Consider the following 19,678-nt stretch of genomic DNA (forward strand, 5'->3'; position numbering starts at 1 on the left):
GCTCATCTCATCTAGCTCATCAGCCAAACAGAACTAACCGAAGTCTATCGTCAGTAACAATCGAGGTTCTTCAGATGAAGTGACAGGCGAACGGTGGACAAGGCCTCTGTTTTCATTACCGCTCCAACGCTCTCCTTTCAATAACGCCACATCACCAACGGCCATTTGCTGGATGTCAGACTCGTCATTGTAGAGGCCAGATGCTGAATCTGGCTGGCCATTACTTCCACGACCGAGTTTAGAACGGTCAACCGCACCATTCTCTAACCATTGAGTCGCAATACCATGATAGGTTGTCACCAGTCGGCAAGGTACTTGGTCAAAATGAAAGCGAGGGCACATTGCCTTGTTCAGTACAGCCAAACGGAGACCAACTTCTTCAAGCTCAAACAAGCAACAGAACATGTCCACCAGCTCAGCCATATTTTCTAGCAGGGCTTTTGAAGCCGTTCCGTCTGTAGCAAATTCCAATTTGTCAAAAGCGTTTGCAGGTGACACGCTAACAGACTTACTAAAATTTGGGTTAGCCGCAATAAATTCATTGATTTCAGATACAAAACTCTCATCAAAGTTACGCTGCCATATCGCGACATTGATATCATCTTGGTAAATGTCAGCCAACACTGTCGGGGATGAAGCTGCACTACAAGATGGATTTCGGCCCTTCTGCCCTTTATGAGTCAGCACTCCATCAATACTTGACGATTGATTACAACTCGTTGTCAAAGGTTCAGCTAAAACGGCATTCATTATCTCATCTCCTTGCTGCGCGCTCGTATTCTCTAGAGGCAATATCTATGTTTGCCAAAAGAATAAATTAACGAAACGTTATAACATAACAATATACATTCAAACAACTCAGGAGATCATGGTTCCAAAAGTACCAATATGAGATGAGTACCCCCTACCGAATTTAACACATGAGTAAGGTGGTGAGCTGAGCTTGCTCCTATACTTCTCGAAGTTGTTCAGAATACGAACAGCGTTATTTGGTTCAACTGGCAATCCATTATGTGGTGACAACTTATGAAAAAACTACTTACAACAATCGGGCTTCTTTGCACCGTCATCTCAGCGCAGTCTTTTGCAGAAAGCGGCTACACATTAGATCCGAAGCTGTCGAATGTCACATTCGCAACCATTAAGAAGCAGTTCGTCGTTGAACCCGCTTCCATCAAGCCTTCGTCCGGCGGGCTTACCGAAGAAGGGCAATTTTCAATCGTATTGGACCTGAAAAGTATTAGCACAGGCGTGGCCATTCGTGATCAAAGACTCAACGAGCTGTATTTTGAGTCAATGAACTTTCCTGAAGTTAAGATCTCAGGATCCGTTGAGCCTTCTCTGTTAACAGGTGAACCAAATAATACGACGATAGCAGCGGAAGTCACTCTGCACGGCGTGACCAAAACCATCGACTTCCCTGTTATGGTCGTACCCTCTGACGGTTTTGTCATGGTGAATTCAACATCCACGGTCATCGTCAATGGCGCAGATTTTGGTATTTCGACCGACAACTTAAACAAACTTTCAGCAACGGTAGGCGGATTAGCGCTTTCCGATAAGGTGCCACTCAACTTCAACTTAATGTTCGATAAATAAAGGTCGATTACAGAGTGAGTTAACACGAGCCCTGACACTCATCAGGTAATCACAGCGTTACCTGATGAGTGGGCGTAAGTCCAAACCTCACACACTCCCCCTCGAACGTCCAATCTACCACTCGGAAGCGGCGTTAATGTCGTCGGTGTCACATGTCGTTACATAGCATGCCCCCTTTAGGCTTTACATCTCAGGCGAGGTAAACAACAATCCCTGAGAATAAATCCATAACACAATGTATTTAGAAATTATGAGTAACACTGAAAACAAAAAATCGAGTCCTCTTTTTGAAGTCGTATTTAACGTCCTTCTTCCGTCATTCATCCTAATGAAGTTCAGCGGCGAAGAGCACCTCGGAACTGGCCTAGCACTGCTTGTCGCACTCGCCTTCCCTATTGCTTACGGTGGCATGGAGTTAATCCGCAACAAGAAATTTAACTTCATCGCTGCACTTGGCTTTGTCAGCGTGTTACTAACTGGTGGTATTGGTTTCTTCGAACTAGACACGCGTTGGTTAGCTCTAAAAGAAGCCTTAATCCCTGGCTTAATTGGTCTGGCGGTACTTGGCTCTACCTTTACTCGCTACCCATTCATCCAAAAGGTAATTTTCACGCCTGCATTGCTGAACATAGCTCTAATTGAAGAGCGTTTAAAGCAATTTGGAAACCAAGCTAAATTTGATCGTTGCCTAATGACGTCAAACTACATGTTCGCTAGCACGTTCGCATTCTCTTCTGCGATGAACTATTTCCTGGCGACTTGGATTGTTACTAGCCCTGCTGGTACTGCGGCGTTCAATGAAGAGCTCGGCAAATTGACTCTATATAGCTACCCTGCGATTGCGATTCCGAGCCTGCTTATGATGCTAGGTATTTTTTACTACATCTGGCGCCAAGTTCGTGACATGACCTCGCTAGAGACCGAGCAGATTTTCGTTACCAACAAATAAGCTCACTCAAAGCAGCTCAACCTGAACACCCTAAGCTCAGCAATTCGCTGGGCTTTGCTTTATCTACCACCAAGTAAAACGAATAACTCAGGTTTAAGATAATTGGCACGATGATGACTCACCTACTCCCTCAAACTCTAAAATTCCTGATAGCTCTTTTACTATTCGTATTTAAAACGCTAAAAATCAACAACTTGTATTAGACTGTCAATTGATGGTTTTCTAAACGATCTTGTTGGTTACTTAACAAAGCCCTACCCAATCACTGACAATATCGTACTTGGTGTTGATAAGATCACTCAAGCTAGGTGCCAAAGGTAGACACCAGCCTTACTCACTAAGGAATAAAGAATATGAACAAATCTCAATTAGTTGAACACATCGCTACATCTGCAGACATTTCAAAAGAACAAGCGGGTAACGCGCTAAATGCACTTGTAGAAGGTATTTCAACAACGCTTGCTAACGGTGATGAAGTAGCGATCCTTGGATTTGGTAGCTTCAAAGTAAACACTCGTGCCGCTCGCACGGGTCGTAACCCACGTACAGGCGAAGAAATTCAAATCGCTGCATCTAAAACACCAGCATTCAAAGCAGGTAAAGCGCTAAAAGAGGCGTGCAACCTTTAAGCTAGCGCCCTAAAACGCAGAACTATAAGGAAAATGACGATGACTACGCCAAAGGAAAAAGCCAAAAGCAGTCGCGTTAAAAAAGCAGGTAAATCAACAGAAAACCAAGCACCTAAAACTCGACAACGTATTGAAGAGCTTCTAGAAGAGCGTGAACTGGCCAAACTGTTAGAGCTTTAATTTAGCCCTGCGTTGATAACAAGCGATAGATAAACAATGCCACTGCACCTTTGCAGTGGCATTTTTATTAACCATCAAAATATCTGAGATCTAGCCGTTTTACTCTGCGCAAATTCCACACACTAAGTAATTGTTCCTATTACATTGTCATACATAACCATACATACCTAAATTTCACTTTTCATTATCATCGCAGCCTTGATGTTTAAGAGTGTAAAGAACGTAAAACCCGACGCGGATGTGTTCGGGGGATGCTTCTTCTTTTGAGGTGATTATGAATGTAGTTCGTATGGGAATTGACGCTAATGTCCATAAAAACAAGGGCAAGTACAAAGCGATAGCTAAGTTTACAATTCGAGCATTGTTTTATTACTCAGATACGAAAAGAATGAATGAGAATTTCAACTCTGATGAGAGAAAACTCTTATTTAAAAAGCAACCGAATTTCCTATCTAAGTTTGTCACACCCTACCTATGTAATGGCTTTAGCAAAAAGCAGAAAATTGAAATTTTATCAAAGCATTACGACTGGTTTGAAAATACGTTCAAGACTCCAGCTCGACACAATATTTACAACGAAAGAATCAACCTTTTAGAGCTAGAAATTGGTGAACAAACTTACTTACTGAATCTCAGTTTTGAGCGCAATTCAAGAAAAGAAGGCGAGCTCACGCTGTCGCTGACTGATTCTCAATTGAATAAGATGTACACCCTATCATTCTCTGTCTTCAACAATGATATCTACATCGGTGGTGTTCAAGGGGGTGCCAATGATAACGGGTTCAGCCGAGCGTTTACCAAAGCGTTGCACGGCTTAAGACCTAAGTCATTTATCGTTGAAACACTGAGACTAATGGCCTCCGACCTGGGTATAACCCACATTTACGCAGTCAACGAAGCGAGCCATGTGTCAAACTCATTCCGCTATGGAAAGAAAAGCAAAGACATCAACCTAAAATATGATGAGCTTTGGGAAGAGCATAACGGAGCACAACATAACAAGTGCTTTTACGTGTTGCCTTTACGCGCAACAAGAAAGGATCTTGAGCCGCTTAAACGCCAAAAACGAAAGCTATACCGCCAACGTTACGCTTGGCTGGACCAATATGAAGAGGATCTCAGAGCCGCTATTAACCCTCACCTACAGGCTCCTATTACGTTAAACGTAGATTTAGCGAAAGCAAGTTGAGAGAGTGTAAACTCGCCACACCTTCTTAACATCCGCAAATAAGTGACTTGTGACACAAAGAAAGCCTCGTATTCACGGGGCTTTTTAACACGTCCCCATAATCTCCCTCCTCACTAATTAGCACAATTCCAAAGCCCTACCTTAAATCTAGAGAGAAAAACAGGATAAGAAGCAAGTTCAAAGCGGTGATTTTTTGACCTCCTAGTGAGATTGTATTGATAACATTATATCAACAAAACCATAACTTTTGAGCATTACGTTACATATCTAGAAATCTACGGATAATTCATATTGCAAGAAGATCTTATTTATACAATTAATAGCGCCGAGCCAAAAATAGGCTCATTAATTAAAACCAATAACGGAGATTGTAAAATGATTAATTTTGAAAACGTCATGGCTGATTTTAATGGTCCAGAAAGCGAAGAACTAAACCTATGTGAATTAAATTGGGATGGACCAAACAACGGTAATGATCGTCGAAACATGATCGCTTTTGAAGACCAAGAGTAACTAAAACTAACCTGCTAGCTTTATATTAGCTAGCAGGTTACAGGAGGATAATATGTATTTTTCACTTGGTTCAAACACGGTTAAAAAGAATTTTCTAGATCTCTATTCAAGAAAAAACGACATCAATGGTTTAACTCAAGAGAATGCTAAGCAACGCCTTAAAGATTCGTATATACAAACAATATCTCAATTCATTCCGATAGGTCTGGATAACATCTCAGAAAACAATCAGATACTTAAGGTAAACGAGCCAAACCTATGTAGTGAGTTGTCTACAGGTTATAACTTGTCAAAACTCGACGACTTATCCCAGTCGGACATTATATCTAACTCAACATGTAATGTAACTTCAGAAGAGATGGCCGACTATTTACTCTCTCTAGACTATCTAAAAGAGTTATCACCTGACCTCCATGAAGTTTTCGAGTTGGCTATTAATGTCATATTTTTCATGCGCTCAGATCAAGCAAGTGGCGGAAGCACCTCTGGTATGCCAGGTGTTATTTGGGTAAACCCTAAAACACATTGGTGTATAAATAACCGAGTCGAGTTCCTCGTTCATGAATTAACACATAACCTCTTATTTATTGAAGAACTGATTAGAGGCCTTTATTCGTATGAAAATATGTATAAGGAAGAGAACTGGACTCGTTCTGCAGTCTTAAATAAATCTCGCCCTCTCGATAAGTCATATCACAGTGCAGTTGTAGGAACCGAGTTACTCTTATTTCGACACGAGTTATCGATCGTACCAGAAGAATTTTGTGCTCACCCGCCAACAGAACAATTATTAGCGCAAACACTAACGTCAATCCAATCTTGTTTAGAATCCCACTTATTGAAACCAAGAGGGAAAGAGATATTAGAAGTGTGCAACGCAAAATTGGAGAAAATATGAGTTTTTCTGAGAAGGAGCAAGCCTTCATCGGTGCCCTATTGGTTAACAACCGGCTTTCTAACAAGACCCAGCTGATGCGCGCACTAGACGGGGACAGCGCCCCCATCACCGACCATATAGAGACATTGTTGTCCGGTGCAAGAATGACGAGTGACAGAGCTAGGTTTTTCCGCAATGGGACCGAACAAACAGAATTAGTCTCCACCAAAGGCATGAATAAACATGGGAAAACCAATCTCTATATAAGAAACGATAAGCTACACGACCAGTTTCTTGTTGGAGGTACGTTTGCTATGGACTCTATTGATGAGTTCAAAGGCTACTTTTCATCGACTACTCGGCAACTTAGCGAGCTTCTTCATTGTGAATCATCAGCTAATTTGTATGTTTCTTACGGTTCAATCAGCGGATTTGGATACCATAAAGACGACCACCATGTGTTGGTCAAACAACTGGCTGGTCAGAAGCGCTGGCAATTTGGCGAGAACCAAGACGATATCGTACTCAGCGAAGGTGATCTCCTCTTTGTTCCTAAAGGAGTTGCTCATAACCCTGTTTCGGAATCACGTAAATCGTTCCATGTGACTTACAGTATTGTTACGCCTACGCTATCGGACTTTTTAAAGTGGGCGTGCTTACCTACACACCAGACAAGGCTCGATAATATTAGTGCGGAAGACCATATAGCGCTTAAGGAGGAGATCGAGTCGTTACACGCTAATTTCCTTAAATACAGAAAGAACAAAGCACACGCCTTTCGAAATTACAGCACTAAACGGATATTCCCTGTATGAAGTTTGAATCAGTAAGATCTATTGCGCTAAGCCTGTTCAATAAGCACTCTTGGTTGGCAATCTCCTTTGCGGGTATACACCAGCTATCTATCGCAATCTCTGTTTACGCATCCGTTCAAATTATCTACGAAGTCAATAATGTTGGCTTCGACAGTGTTGATTTCAAACTGTGGGCCGCTGTTTACTTGACGTGTATGGTGCTGCCTTACTGTGTGTCATATTTCAGTGACATGTCTCGGGAGGCTTGGTTGTGCTCTGCACTAAGTGACTTTTGGTCTGCTGCCACAACGATCTACGGTTCGTGCACCAACAAAACTGACACCGATAACATCAAAGGTATTCTGGTCTCTCAAGGTAAAGAGACCATCATTAGCGTTATTGGTTATTCATTTCATTCTATCTCTGCACTACTAAACTTCAGCTTGAGCTTGTTAGTGATTAGTGTGGTTTTAGACTATCGATTTGCTCTCTCAATCCTGGTCAGCGCATTCTTTATTGCTGCCTACAAGATCTACATATCCAAAAGAATGGAGGGGCTATCGGAGACTCGAAATACTCAAGGCTCAATCCTTACCAAGAAATTATCGGCCATCCATGAAAACTATCATCACGGCTCGTCTATTAATCGTGACAGTTTTCAGAGTGATACACGACTGAGTACCGAGGCGTATCTTTCATCTCGAATGAAAGAGGCTCGCAGTAAATACGCTGCGATGCTAATCACTTCTTTATTTTCGCTCTTACCCACCACTTCTTTGGTCGTGTTTTTGCTGTTTTCACCTCAAATAGATGCAGCGATTAAACTGGGGATTGTGGTAAACCTGACTCGTATCTACCATCTGCTTGCTTCGGCAAACGAATTAGTATCGATAATTATCCTTCTACCTAATATAAAAGGGCAGCTTAGGCTACTCACCAAATTTAATGACACCAAAGCACCATTTAAAATAGATACGCTTACTATTGAGCTCAAAGATAATCAAACCAATAAACCAGTCAGCGCAAATGAACTTCAGAGCTATCGTAACGGCTATCTCTCTGTTATTGGTTCGAACGGTTCTGGAAAAACCACTTACCTTAAAGACTATCAACGAAGTTCCGGCGCTCTGTATTTCAACCCCTCGTACCGCGTATGCTGGCCTTGGGAGTCGGAGCTAAATAAAGAAGATATTTCCGACGGAGAGTACACCAAGAAATGCCTAGATTGGTTACTCAACAACACGCAAGAGACGCTATTACTTGATGAATGGGACGCTTTTTTGGATAAAAAGAATAGAGCCGAATTAGAAGAGAAGATCGAATCTGACTCAAAGTCTCGTTTGATTCTCCAGGTTCGTCAATAAATTAAGCCTAGTAACGGATAACATTAAAGTAGAGCACCTCCAAAAACGGAATTTTAGCTTACAGGCTATAGGCTGATATCGCGTTGACGATGTCGTTTGAGAAGCGCATGCTTTCATTTCGAGCAGAGTCGTTTTCTCGGTTTTCATAACCAAACTGAAAGAGAATGTGCTCTGTGTAACGTGTCTAATTGAGTGGCGAGTCAGATGAATAAAGTTGTTATGTTTGTAATGGGGATGCTTTTTACCAGCCGATTGTTCGCCAGTATCGCACCCCATGTTAAGCAATTAGAGCATGACGCGCCTATCCTACTCCGCTCTGCGTTAATTGTTTTTGTTGCCGCTTATGTCGTTTGGATAGGTGTTAAATATTTCAAAAAGCGTAAAGTTTCAGCGTTAGAATCAGAGCAGACTGATAGCTAATACCTCACGCTATATATCGCTGTCTCGGTTAATTGTCCGCAAAATACTCGACTAGGATTTTACGCCACTTGCGAGACTCTCGAATTTGCAACAGAGCGCGGTTAATCTCTTCTTCGTAAGGGTTGTTTTCTGTAATGATAAAACCGTAGTTCTGTTTCTCTAGCTGATACGGTAACACCTCTAAATCTTCAAATTGGCCGCTCATTCTACCGTTACCTATCATATATTTGAGCACCACATCATCAGCTACAATGGCGTCTACCTCTCCTTCCTCTAAAGCAGCCAATAGCCTTGGCATATCGATATAGTTCTCGTGTCTGATACCGAAGCTCGTCAATAACAGAGAGGATGTCGTCGCGACCTTGGCACCTACTGCGACATTCGCCAGATCATTAATACCTTTGATCTGAGAAGATCCTTGGCTAAGTGTAAGTTTACTCGCTAACACAGCGGTAATACTGGCAATAAAAAGCATGCTGAATACGCCAATAAACACCGTCGCGATCCGCCCCGTTAAACTCTTAAATTCAAAGTAATTGAATGGACCGCGAGTAATAAAAAGCAAACCGAGAATAAAACTCTCTAGCCAGCGTCCAGTTCGGCTTTTCATCGAATAGAGCTTCTGGTTTTCACCGTGCTCGAGCATATAGAAAAATGCGCCAATGACACCTGCGATAAATACCACCACACCGATGATCAGCCATAACGCAGGGTTCAAGAATATCGAGTGTAACGTCTCCAGGTAGCCTTTCTTCTTCACTGCGATAGCAAGATGGGTTTCATAGAATGAGTGCGAGAAATCAGCGAACAGTTCACGTTCTGGCGTGATTGAGATGCAAGAGACACCAATATCGATTTGCCCCGTCTCTATCGAGCTGAGTAAGTCATCGAGGGGGTGATTTTCTATCGTAAACGCAACATCCATATCCTTGGCGATCTTCTCCCACAGCTCAATACTGAGGCCATCCCACTCATTATCCATCGAGCCAATAACAAAAGGAGGACAAGAGTAAACGCCAACTTTAAGCGGAGCAGATGAAGCAGAAGTGCTGAAGAATGGAAAAAGTAAAACGATTGAAAGAGCACAGTATCGAAGTGTCGATTTGAAGAATTTTTGCATCAGCAGCCCTCCAGAAAAGGCAGCGATGAATTGAATCGAGTGCAAAGGCTCGCCTAACGAACACACCCTAGCGTCCTCATAAGTGAAAAAAGTTTATGATGAATTCAATGCTGCCCTAGCTTTAATAGTTGTTACTTTAACTATAGAGAACCCTAATTATTCTGCAAAACATTGGGCTGTAAACCTAAGACATAAACTGACTTTGTGCCGATGAACACAGCTTCCCATTCTGAGTGATTTTACTTTCTAAGAAGTGAATGTTGCGCCTGCTTTTGACCCAATGTGCGCGAACTTCTAACTCTTGACCAATGAAGATTGGGTGATGAAAGCGAGACGTTAAACTCACTGTCATCGCATTGATGCTGTTTTGGAACAAGCAATGCAGCATCGCGCTATCGTGTAATGTGGTGACAATACCGCCCTGCATGATGCCATCGTAGCCCTCAACTTTATCTGTTGGTACAATCTTGGCAAAAGCTTCATATTTTATTAAAGTTTCATACTTGGGTTTAGCTTCATATTTAACTAGAACTTCCTGCTTGGTTAAAGCTTCATGCGCACCAACGGCTTCAAAACAAATGGGGCTGTCTGCGAAAAAACCTTGGCTGCACACTTGGCAACGGCGATGATTGTGAGGAATGAAAACCTTCATACTTTCCCTTATTCCTTTTTACCCTTAGATTCTTAGAGATTGATATGGCTCGACCAAAAAAACATCGCCAGTTATGTACCCGTGCGGCTTACTCTTGTTTCAAACCTAATGGTGTTCCTATGGACGAGCTTCAGAAAGAAGAGCTGCTATTAGAAGAGTTGGAAGCCTTGCGCTTAGCGGATCAAGAAGGTCTAAGCCAACTTGAAGCCGCAGAGCAGATGCAGGTGTCTCGCCAAACGTTCGGCAACATCATTAAACGAGCACGAACCAAAGTCGCAAAGTGCATCGTCAACGGCCATGCATTAGTGATTCAAGGCTCATAGTCCGAAGCTTTAACTTTGCTTGTCGACAGGCTCTCAAAGAACATTAATGTGATGGCTCAGTAATCTGATACAGCTTTCGGCTTTGCCCTTCGCACACATCCTTGCAATTGCACTCGCGCTCAATGTCTAACTGCGCGAGTCCTCCACAACTGCCTTTGATTGGCTTACGTGAAAAAATCACGCCAATTGCCATTAACACAACCACTCCAACAAAGGCCACCAGTGTGAGTAAAAATGTCATTTTCGGACACCTCGAATAACACTGAACCGGTTCAACTGGGGCGTGAGAATCGACGTTTCTTTCTTGTGCCCTTTCTCGCCGCACGTATTCTTGCTGCACCCGCTATTTCGTGACTCTCGACCATAATCAATATCAGTCACTTCTTGCAGACTGCTGAAGTCCAAAGTCGCCACTTCCGCCTTTCCTTTAGACGAAAAAACACGAATATCGTTGTTAAACAAGTGCGCCAACATCTTCCTCCCAATGTGTCGAACCACCACAGCCTGCACATCGTAAGATTTAACAACAGACATCCATCGTTTCTTCTTATTGCACGAGCTATCAGACTCAACCAAAGGGATAAGATGCTTGATTTGTTGTCGCTCATCGACAATAGCTATCTGAGGAGAACGAGCAAAATGGTTGCCGACATGAAGGTCGCGGCAAGGTACTGCGTATAACATGGTAACTTCCTGTTATTGATGGTCAGGAGCTCAGAATACGCCCAGTTATTAGCATATGCCAATAATTATCGTGTGAAAAATTAGATTTACCGTTTGTAGCGATCTTAATAGCAAGTATGCAAAATCCGATTAAACAATAGGTTTCAATTGAATGCAGCGGTTAAAGTCTGCACAATCATTCATTATGGGCACCTGACACGCACGATAAGGAAATCACTATCTCATCAACGATTCTTTGGATGATAGGCACTCTGATGTCATTCAGTTTGATGGCCATCGGAGCAAGAGAGCTCAGCGGTAACATCAGTACTTATCAAGTGTTGTTAGTACGAAGTGTCATTGGATTATGTGTCGTGTCATTTCTGATCATCGCGGCCAAGCAAAAGGGACTGTTTTCAACACAGCGACTCCGCTTACATAGCCTGCGTAATGTCTTTCACTTTGGAGGGCAGTTTGGCTGGTTTGTTGGAATTGGATTACTTCCCCTTTCGGAAGTGTTTGCGCTTGAATTCACCGTCCCACTTTGGACAGCTCTATTGGCGAGCCTCTTTCTGGGTGAAAGCCTAACACTTAAGAAGATGATGGCCATCGCATTAGGGTTACTCGGCGTTGTCATCATTGTTCAACCGACTCAAGATGTCATGAATGCCGGAGCTATTGTCGTGTTGTGTGCAGCGTTTTGTTACGCGGTTGCGCATACGTCGACCAAATCTTTAGCCAGCACAGAGGCTCCGCTGACCATCCTGTTTTACATGTGTTTAATCCAACTACCTATCGGCTTGATTCTGTCTTGGCAAGTATGGAAAACGCCTTCAACACTTGAATCAGCTTGGTTCTTGCTAGTCGCCCTATCTGCACTCTCCGCTCATTATTGTTTGACCAAAGCCATGAAGAACGCAGAAGTGACTCTGGTGATGATACTCGACTTTTTCAGGCTCCCTGTTATCGCAATAGTCGGAATTGTGCTTTATGACGAACCACTGACCTTCGCGCTAATCATTGGTGGTGTGGTGATGCTGATCGGTAACCTACTCGTTACTTACAAAGGCCGCCGTCCTTCATAGCCAATAAAACGATAACCTGCAATCCCGATTATCAAAGCGTAAGCGTGAAGGTGCTCCCCACTCCTAACTCAGATTTCACGTTCAACGTGCCTTCGAGGTTCTCGACCATAGCAAGCGCCAAAGATAACCCGATACCATACCCCTCAACGTTACTTCGGCTACTGTCGACTCGATAAAGCCTTTCAAAAATCAGATCCAGATATTTCTGCTCTATCCCAACACCGGTATCTTGAACGCTTATCGCCACCTTGCCCTCTGTAGTTTGCTCAACTTTGACCGTCACTCTTCCTTCAGGCTCGGTGTACTTAATCGCGTTATCAACAAGATTAACCAACACCTGAGTCAACTTGTCAGGGTCTGACTGAACAACAGCCTCAAGGTCACCTTTAAGCATTAGCTCGATTTGTTTATCTTCTGCCACATCTTCATACCAACTCACAACATTACCAACCACATCCGCTACCTGTGTCGACACCTTCTGTGGTGTGCGCTTGCCGGTCAGTTCATCGTTCAGCTTCATCAAAGCAGTTAGCATGTTACTTGCCTGCATCGCGTGTTCAGAACAATCTGCCAATGCATCTTTCATTACTTGCTCATCGGCGTTGCTCAGTAATGCGCTTTGAGACGCCAAAGTAATACGAGACAAAGGAGTTCGAATATCATGGGCAATCGCATCTACAGTGGTATTCAATGTTGTCGTGACATGCTGGAGCTTTGCAACTGCAGTGTGAACACTGGAACTGATGACGTTGAGACCTTGCTGTGGCTGAGATTTGGTTTCTTTCTGAGTTCTAGTACTAGTGCTGGGAAGTTCTAACTGCCCCTTTTTAAGCTTATCGAGCAGGTCACCAAAAGTAATCAGGGGCGACATCGCACTGTGTATGATTCTACGAGTAAACACCGCAGTAACCGCCACAAGTGCAAGCAAGGCATACAAGGTCATTAGCCATTGATTGTAAGCGATATAGTCTCTCGAACGGTTGTCCAAAACCAACCAGAAGTCATATTGCTCTCCTTCAATTGCCAAAGACATATAAGGGCTAAGTATGAAGCTCTCTAGCCACGAGCGGTTGTCATCAATTTGGTAGCTGGAATAAGGTTGTGTTGTTGATAGATGTTGATTTCCCGCAATGAACGTTCCCTCAGATGAAACGCCCTTCTCAACCTGATAAGCAGCAATGTTGTTCTCAAGTAACCGATGAGGGTTAGCCTCTAAAACGTGAATCAAACGCTCATTAGAATCGTAAGTCAGAATACGTTGATACTCAGTCGACATAGATGTAAGGATCTTCTTCTCAGTTTGGTAAAGGTCGAAAAAGAAAATGGCCCCAACGATCACTTCCACCAGCAGCAAGCAGAGTAGCAAGGTCGACATAAAGCGAACCAATAAATGTCTCTGCGTTTTGGCAAGCGCCTGTTCAATACTACGACTTGAGGACATAACCAACACCTCGAAGTGTGTGAATCAATGGCTTAGAAAACCCCTTGTCGACTTTACTGCGTAGTCGACACACGAGCACATCCACCACGTTAGTTTGCGGATCAAACTGATGCCCCCAAACATGCTCAAGAATCGCCGTTTTAGACATGACGGACTCTGAGTTTTCCAGCAGTAACTTCATCAACATAAACTCACGCTGATTAATGGTGATCGTTTGTTGACCTCTTTGTAGCGTGTGCTTGAGAAGGTCTAAGCTAAGCGGACCATAATGCAGTTCTAATGGTAGAGGTGTCGGTTGCTTGCCTCTACGCACCAATGTTTGGCAACGAGCGAGCAGCTCAGGGAATGCAAAAGGCTTCACCAAATAATCATCAGCACCGGATTGCAGCCCTTGAACACGCTCTTCTACTGAATGTTTAGCACTTAATATGATGACGGGCGTCGCGTAGCCCTGCCCTCGCAGCTCGGCAAGCACTGCAAATCCGTCTTTCTTAGGTAACATGATATCGAGAATAATCACGTCGTATCCTTCAGTCACGGCCTCGTGTAATCCATCAACACCATCCGTTGAGTGGGTCACCGTTATCCCTTCTTGATGAAAACCATTCACCAAAAACTTCGCGATATGAATGTCGTCCTCAATCAATAGTATTTTCATTTACTTTCATTTATCAGTTAGCGTGCTCTAAACACACTCTATCAATATCCTTTCTCGAATATAAGCAACATTGCAACTTTGTAATGTTGCTTATATTCGAGAAAGCTCCTCGTAATCATGTGTTCGTTAGTATGAACCTGTTGAATAAAAACACCCTTTCTAAACAAGCCAAAAATAGTATTCGGAACTTTAAAACGGATATTTTTGAAAACAGATGCTTTAACGGAGTAAACATGAAAACGACAAAACTAACAGTACTAGCAGCAACCCTTGGTTTCCTTAGCCTTTCTCACAATGCAATGGCAGCAGAAATGCAAACAGTATCTTTCACTCAAATCTCATCAGAAGCGGCATTCAAGCTTGCTCATGAAGCAGTAAATCAATGCAAGGAAGATGGCTACAAGGTTTCTGCAACTGTTGTTGATTTGTCGGGTAATGTGATTGCTCAACTGCGTTCTGATGGTGCAGGTATTCACACCCTTGATAGCTCGCGCAAAAAAGCGTTCACAGTGGCAAGCATGAAGCAGCCTTCAGGTAACTTGATGAAGCTCATCGCCGATAAGCCGATCATGCAACCTTTACAGAATATGGATGACAACCTGTTATTTCTCGCGGGTGGTGTTCCGGTACAACTCAACAAAGCAATGATTGGGGCGATTGGTGTGGGCGGTGCTCCTGGTGGTCACTTAGATGTCGCATGTGCTGAAAAAGCGATTAAGAAATTCTTCTAAAAACATAATGATTGCCCATATGAACAGTGCCCTATCATTTCAGGGCACTTCAAAACGTGCACTTACCGCAAGGTGGTCAGATAAATCCCACACACCCCACATGTCATCGTCAAAACTGCGGAACACTTCAATTTTGCTGGAACTCGCCACCACGCTGCCATTATTTGAATACAGCAGATAATCCAGCCGTTCTTGGGCTGATTGATCACTATCGGATAGGTTTTGATTCACAAGCGGATCGTAACTATAGGTCAATGCCCCCTTTAAAGAAGGCTCTTGCAAATCCAATACTCTTAGCATTTGAGTGAAATCGAGCGGAAACTTGTGCTTGGCGATATTGAAATCACCACCGAAGATAACAGGCTCGTCCTCCGGTAAACCTAACCGTTCCACAAAGGCGAGTATTTCACCGACCTGCAGCATTCGTATATTTCGATGTTCGCGGGAATTCCAAGAGCCAAGATGCAGGTTAAACAGATGATATGGGCGACTGTCTTTTATTATCTTGGTATAGAGCACACCTTTATCCGCCGCACAATCGGTTCCCCGACAGTTATCAAAGACATGTTGCGCCTGTTCAACAATGGGATATTTACTGTAAGTAATAACACCGCCATCGTAGGTATTACTGCCACCACCATCGAGTTTATGACTGACATACTGAAAATGGCGCTGCATGTCCGCATTTAAACGTAGTTCATTTTCTCGCCTGAACACCTCCTGCATAAAAACCACGTCATGATTCTTGACCGCTTCAGCAATTCGTATATCTCTATCATTCATATGCTCTCCAATATAAGGGAGCAGCCATACGTTGTAAGTCAGTATATTGATGCTATTCGCATCAGATAATGGAGCCGTTGGCTCTTCACTTATAACAAACGTTATATCATCATAACCACCGGTGTAATCAGCCTTATAATAGTATCGGTACCCCCCTTTATTGTTCCCGTGAATTGCTCGATCACTGTATAAGTCACCGATATGTGTGGTTTCAGGATCGACAAGGGTAAAAGACATATCTGACCCCCACGCTGTTCCTTTTAGCCTAACGACTGGAGTGAGATATTCGTAGCCTAAAAATATAAAAAAGTAGTAGTCTTTGCCTATTTTTATACCACCATATCGACTCAGGTTAGCAACCTCAGCATAGCTATAAGGCCTGATATGGTTGACGCCGGTTGAGGTGATAACTTGCTCATCTCCGGATATAAATAGGCTAAGATCCTCATGGGTATTATTCAAAATACGTATGTTCGTCTCTGCTTTGATAACGCTACAGAAAAACAACAAACATAATAATGTCGCACTTATCAATTTGGTGGTCTTCACTTCAGGCACTCTTTTGTATGTCGCACTCCAAAAATTATTAGAGCTCAGTTTCATAGCGAATACAAAATAGAGATAACTCAACACTGAGTAATTTGATGACTTTGAGTATGGGAGGCTCATAAAAAATAATGATCGACACTTGCTGTACATTATTACAAGTGAATTGATGATTTACACAAATTTGATGTGAACAGCACTACCAGTTGTTATAGTATAACATTACATCAATTAACTATTATGTCCCATGAAACCGCTATTTAGTCTAATCAAGGTGCTCAGGTGCCTCTCCTCACGATATTTATGTCGTTTCCCAACGAGATTACGCTCTGTTAAGCATTTACCTCTTTGGTTAGCGATGCTGACTTTTGCTCCGAACCTGCATGCACACCCCCACTCTTGGATCGAAATGAAAACTCATATAGAGGGCGAGAATGGCATGATCACCGGATTCTCAATGGAGTGGTCTTTTGACGCCATGACCTCTATGTACATGCTGGATGGCGAAGACGTTTCTCCAGAAAAAGAGGAAGAGACGTTCAAGAACCTTGCGGCCTCAGTAATCGAAAACATGATGTACGAGCACTACTTCACCTATTTCTACGATGGTGAGGAGCCAATTAAATATCAGGTTGCTGAACACGCTAAGTTCGAACGTGATAAAGCCAAAATGGTTCTAACGTTCGACCTACCACTTTCAAAGCCAAAACCGGTCACCCGCGATTCGCTTCGCATGTTAATTTTCGACCCGAGCTATTTTGTCGATATGTCGTGGATCGCCAATGAAGACGTGACGTTATCTCCAGAGCTCGCAAGGCAATGTAAGTTAGAAATTATCGAGCCGAACCCAACGCCTGAGCAAATGAGTTATGCGATGTCTTTACCTGCCGATGCCGACCCAGACAACACATTAGGTCAGCTATTCACTCAGTCGGTCGAGCTTCATTGCGCAGCGGTTCCTGGTTCTTAACCAAGGCGTTTTATTTTTACGATTAGGCGTTTCGACAATTAAGCGTCTGTGCTCGTTCAGTCTCTCTAATCATCGAGAAAAAGATTTCTGATAAAGGTGCATTTAATGCAGAAAAATCAAATTCAAACTAAGTACTACCTTATAGGTGTCCTTGCCTTCACACTCGTTGCCGTCGGTGCATACCAACTGTGGGTGATGTGGCCATCATTGGTGATATCCAGCATTCAATGGCAAAGAGAAGTTAATTCAGAGCTTGCCGACCTCCTCTATGATGCGAAGTCTAACCCTTGGGGCGCAGGTAGCTACCTTATCGGGTTCAGCTTTATCTACGGCATGCTTCACTCACTTGGACCAGGACACGGAAAAGTCATCGTCTCAACATACTTAGCTACTCACCCAACAAAAGCAAAAGCCAGTTTAGTGCTAACGGTTGTTTCTGCATTTTTACAAGCATTAGTCGCAATATTATTAGTAAGCGTGTTGCTATGGGGCTTTAGCGCTTCTATGCGAATGGTGAATGACAAAGCCAATATGTTTGTCTCGTTGAGTTTCGCGTTAGTCGCGGTAGTGGGTGCATTGATCTGTTGGAAGGCTCTTAAAAACATCTACACCACAATGCGTACACCAAAATTGAAAGTGAAAGCGATCACCACCTTAGCTGCCGATACGTCTTCGCCAATTTCAGTCCAATCACCAATGGCGCTTCGCTCATCAGTACCTGCTGGTTCAATGATGTTGAAGCCATCTAACGCATTACAAACTGCAGAACACGCTCACACAGATCATTCTCATACGGATTGTGGATGCGGCCACCAGCATGTTGCCGATGCAGACGCTATAAACAAAGCTTCAACACTTCGTGAATATGCAGGAATCATCGTTACGATTGGCGTAAGGCCATGTACAGGTGCGATTATGGTTCTGCTTTTCGCAAACATGGTTGGCTTATATTGGATGGGGGTTGTCAGTGCCTTTGCCATGGCGATAGGTACCGCGTTCACGACCTCGACGATTGCAATCATGACACTAACAGGCAAAAACTTGGTAAAACGCTATTTGGCTGCAGGTAACAAGAATAACAGTGCGTCATTGAAAGCTGCAGGTCATTACTTGCAACTGTTTGGTGGTGTTTTACTTGTCTTAATTGGCTTGTTGCTAATGAGTGGACAAGACAGCGGTATGTCGCCGGTGTTTACTATGTAACTGTAGGGGCGCTCTAACACTGCTAGAAACTACATAACACTTCCCCAGACTAAAGACCTCTTAGCCATAGGTCTTTTTACTTCGCTGACATAAACACCTTTTAATTTTATTCAAACGTTGCATAGCTAATAGTACGAATACCGTTATCTAGTATCATCGATTTACAAAAGATAACCAAAATAGCTAAAGATAAGCCATAAGAAGCGATACAATAATCAAGTTGCGAAATTGCAGCGTGGGACACCTGCCCACCGAAAATCCATTTACAGAGAACCTTAAAGTAGCCATACATGTCTAAAGAACCCGGTTTCACCACAGAGTACACCCTCGACAAAGCTTTCTTCGCTGAGTGTTATGATCAAACGAGCGTCCCGACTCAATTCCCAAAAGCGTATTTGAAGGCGTTTTTGTTTCTTCTTTTTGGTTGGGTTCTACTTGAGTTTGAACTATTACCGAGCGGCTACGTTGGTTGGTTCTTCATTGTATTGAGTGTTATTGAAGCGTTCAGCGTATATTGTAAACGAACCTGGTGGTTGTGGCGACAAAGAATCAGCTCTGGCGCTGGCAGCAAAGTGGTATTTAAAGGTGATTTAGATGGCGTGAGTTACAAAAACTATAAGACCACCAACACGATTAAGTGGAACCAGATCGACGAGCTTGAGGAGACTGACCTTGGCTTTATCATTCATATTGGGAAGCAACGCCAATACGTGAGCAAATCGTGCCTAAGTGATGACGCGATTACTTTCATGGTTGAGCAACATAAAGCATCAAAAGCTAACTAACATAAGTGTATTAAGACCTCTCAGAGTTGAGGTCTTAATATTTTCTAGCCTTACAAAACAGATTCCTACCGCACTCAGCTTAACCCAATGTTCTAATTCTTAAAAACCCCATGTACAGCTCTACTGCCTGTTTTTAGCGTGAGTTCATCTAGATGATTCAGCACCGCTTATACCTATTGAATTGAACTCAAACTTTCCCCTGCT

Annotated in this window: 24 protein-coding genes; 16 read left to right on the forward strand and 8 right to left on the reverse strand. The window is 43.1% G+C overall.

The genetic code is table 11. The features are described 5' to 3' along the window. Positions 1-33: 33 nt before the first annotated feature. A complete protein-coding gene (locus F0232_RS11190) occupies positions 34-750 on the reverse strand; it encodes a DUF1826 domain-containing protein (RefSeq protein WP_105056980.1) in 717 nt (238 codons plus the stop codon). Positions 751-1,026: 276 nt separating this feature from the next. On the opposite strand from F0232_RS11190, the gene F0232_RS11195 reads away from it, so the two are divergent. The 10 genes from F0232_RS11195 (at position 1,027) to F0232_RS11240 (ending at position 8,514) form a co-directional block, all read left to right on the forward strand. Next, positions 1,027-1,599: a YceI family protein gene (locus F0232_RS11195; protein ID WP_105056979.1), complete on the forward strand. Its 573-nt coding sequence runs from the start codon at positions 1,027-1,029 to the stop codon at positions 1,597-1,599. Between the two features lie 250 nt (positions 1,600-1,849). Further along, complete coding sequence (locus F0232_RS11200; RefSeq protein WP_004741780.1) at positions 1,850-2,548, forward strand: VC0807 family protein; 699 nt, start codon at positions 1,850-1,852, stop codon at positions 2,546-2,548. A gap of 353 nt (positions 2,549-2,901) precedes the next feature. Then, positions 2,902-3,177: an HU family DNA-binding protein gene (locus F0232_RS11205; RefSeq protein ID WP_004741779.1), complete on the forward strand. Its 276-nt coding sequence runs from the start codon at positions 2,902-2,904 to the stop codon at positions 3,175-3,177. A 39-nt stretch (positions 3,178-3,216) separates the two neighbouring features. Next, positions 3,217-3,357: a hypothetical protein gene (locus F0232_RS11210; protein ID WP_162884293.1), complete on the forward strand. Its 141-nt coding sequence runs from the start codon at positions 3,217-3,219 to the stop codon at positions 3,355-3,357. 274 nt (positions 3,358-3,631) lie between these two features. Beyond that, positions 3,632-4,546 (forward strand): VirK/YbjX family protein, encoded by a 915-nt coding sequence (locus F0232_RS11215; protein WP_061031898.1) that lies wholly within the window; start codon positions 3,632-3,634, stop codon positions 4,544-4,546. 375 nt (positions 4,547-4,921) lie between these two features. After that, positions 4,922-5,059, forward strand: coding sequence for a hypothetical protein (locus tag F0232_RS11220; protein WP_155647292.1), 138 nt, complete (start codon positions 4,922-4,924; stop codon positions 5,057-5,059). Between the two features lie 52 nt (positions 5,060-5,111). Then, positions 5,112-5,957, forward strand: coding sequence for an HEXXH motif-containing putative peptide modification protein (locus F0232_RS11225; protein ID WP_061031539.1), 846 nt, complete (start codon positions 5,112-5,114; stop codon positions 5,955-5,957). After that, positions 5,954-6,751, forward strand: a complete 798-nt coding sequence (locus F0232_RS11230; RefSeq protein WP_061031540.1) for a cupin domain-containing protein — start codon at positions 5,954-5,956, stop codon at positions 6,749-6,751. Before F0232_RS11225 ends, F0232_RS11230 begins: the two co-directional genes overlap by 4 nt. Continuing rightward, positions 6,748-8,094, forward strand: coding sequence for a hypothetical protein (locus F0232_RS11235; RefSeq protein ID WP_061031541.1), 1,347 nt, complete (start codon positions 6,748-6,750; stop codon positions 8,092-8,094). The genes F0232_RS11230 and F0232_RS11235 overlap by 4 nt, the downstream gene beginning before the upstream one ends. Before the next feature lie 204 nt (positions 8,095-8,298). Further along, a complete protein-coding gene (locus tag F0232_RS11240) occupies positions 8,299-8,514 on the forward strand; it encodes a hypothetical protein (RefSeq protein ID WP_061031899.1) in 216 nt (71 codons plus the stop codon). Positions 8,515-8,542: 28 nt separating this feature from the next. Here the strand turns inward: F0232_RS11240 and F0232_RS11245 are convergent, their stop codons facing one another. Then, entirely contained in the window at positions 8,543-9,634 is a 1,092-nt protein-coding gene (locus tag F0232_RS11245; protein ID WP_105057834.1) for a transporter substrate-binding domain-containing protein, read from the reverse strand. A 184-nt stretch (positions 9,635-9,818) separates the two neighbouring features. Continuing rightward, a complete protein-coding gene (locus F0232_RS11250) occupies positions 9,819-10,286 on the reverse strand; it encodes a PaaI family thioesterase (RefSeq protein ID WP_061031542.1) in 468 nt (155 codons plus the stop codon). 44 nt (positions 10,287-10,330) lie between these two features. Between F0232_RS11250 and F0232_RS11255 the strand changes: the two genes are divergently transcribed. Beyond that, entirely contained in the window at positions 10,331-10,609 is a 279-nt protein-coding gene (locus F0232_RS11255; protein ID WP_055318616.1) for a DUF134 domain-containing protein, read from the forward strand. A gap of 43 nt (positions 10,610-10,652) precedes the next feature. Here F0232_RS11255 and nqrM read toward each other — a convergent pair whose 3' ends face one another. Both nqrM and F0232_RS11265 read right to left on the reverse strand, forming a co-directional pair. After that, positions 10,653-10,850, reverse strand: coding sequence for a (Na+)-NQR maturation NqrM (gene nqrM / locus F0232_RS11260; protein ID WP_061031543.1), 198 nt, complete (start codon positions 10,848-10,850; stop codon positions 10,653-10,655). Beyond that, positions 10,847-11,293: a NifB/NifX family molybdenum-iron cluster-binding protein gene (locus tag F0232_RS11265; RefSeq protein WP_105056977.1), complete on the reverse strand. Its 447-nt coding sequence runs from the start codon at positions 11,291-11,293 to the stop codon at positions 10,847-10,849. Before F0232_RS11265 ends, nqrM begins: the two co-directional genes overlap by 4 nt. A 239-nt stretch (positions 11,294-11,532) precedes the next feature. On the opposite strand from F0232_RS11265, the gene F0232_RS11270 reads away from it, so the two are divergent. Beyond that, complete coding sequence (locus F0232_RS11270) at positions 11,533-12,357, forward strand: DMT family transporter (RefSeq protein WP_105056976.1); 825 nt, start codon at positions 11,533-11,535, stop codon at positions 12,355-12,357. Positions 12,358-12,388: 31 nt separating this feature from the next. On the opposite strand, the gene F0232_RS11275 is transcribed toward F0232_RS11270, so the two are convergent. Both F0232_RS11275 and F0232_RS11280 read right to left on the reverse strand, forming a co-directional pair. After that, positions 12,389-13,798 (reverse strand): HAMP domain-containing sensor histidine kinase, encoded by a 1,410-nt coding sequence (locus F0232_RS11275; protein ID WP_105056975.1) that lies wholly within the window; start codon positions 13,796-13,798, stop codon positions 12,389-12,391. Then, positions 13,782-14,456, reverse strand: coding sequence for a response regulator transcription factor (locus tag F0232_RS11280; RefSeq protein ID WP_105056974.1), 675 nt, complete (start codon positions 14,454-14,456; stop codon positions 13,782-13,784). Before F0232_RS11280 ends, F0232_RS11275 begins: the two co-directional genes overlap by 17 nt. A gap of 233 nt (positions 14,457-14,689) precedes the next feature. Here F0232_RS11280 and F0232_RS11285 point away from each other — a divergent pair, with 233 nt between their 5' ends. After that, positions 14,690-15,187, forward strand: coding sequence for a heme-binding protein (locus F0232_RS11285; protein WP_105056973.1), 498 nt, complete (start codon positions 14,690-14,692; stop codon positions 15,185-15,187). Positions 15,188-15,226: 39 nt separating this feature from the next. Here F0232_RS11285 and F0232_RS11290 read toward each other — a convergent pair whose 3' ends face one another. Then, positions 15,227-16,519 (reverse strand): sphingomyelin phosphodiesterase, encoded by a 1,293-nt coding sequence (locus tag F0232_RS11290; protein ID WP_171750786.1) that lies wholly within the window; start codon positions 16,517-16,519, stop codon positions 15,227-15,229. Positions 16,520-16,874: 355 nt separating this feature from the next. Between F0232_RS11290 and F0232_RS11295 the strand changes: the two genes are divergently transcribed. The 3 genes from F0232_RS11295 (at position 16,875) to F0232_RS11305 (ending at position 19,474) form a co-directional block, all read left to right on the forward strand. Next, positions 16,875-17,486, forward strand: a complete 612-nt coding sequence (locus F0232_RS11295; RefSeq protein ID WP_105056972.1) for a DUF1007 family protein — start codon at positions 16,875-16,877, stop codon at positions 17,484-17,486. Positions 17,487-17,591: 105 nt separating this feature from the next. Continuing rightward, positions 17,592-18,689, forward strand: a complete 1,098-nt coding sequence (locus F0232_RS11300) for a nickel/cobalt transporter (protein WP_105056971.1) — start codon at positions 17,592-17,594, stop codon at positions 18,687-18,689. Positions 18,690-18,979: 290 nt separating this feature from the next. Then, on the forward strand, positions 18,980-19,474 hold the full coding sequence (locus tag F0232_RS11305) for a YcxB family protein (RefSeq protein WP_061031553.1): 495 nt from the start codon (positions 18,980-18,982) through the stop codon (positions 19,472-19,474). Positions 19,475-19,678: the final 204 nt, after the last annotated feature.

This window comes from Vibrio sp. T3Y01, assembly GCF_013114525.1.
GTDB classification, from domain to species: Bacteria; Pseudomonadota; Gammaproteobacteria; order Enterobacterales; family Vibrionaceae; genus Vibrio; species Vibrio chagasii_B.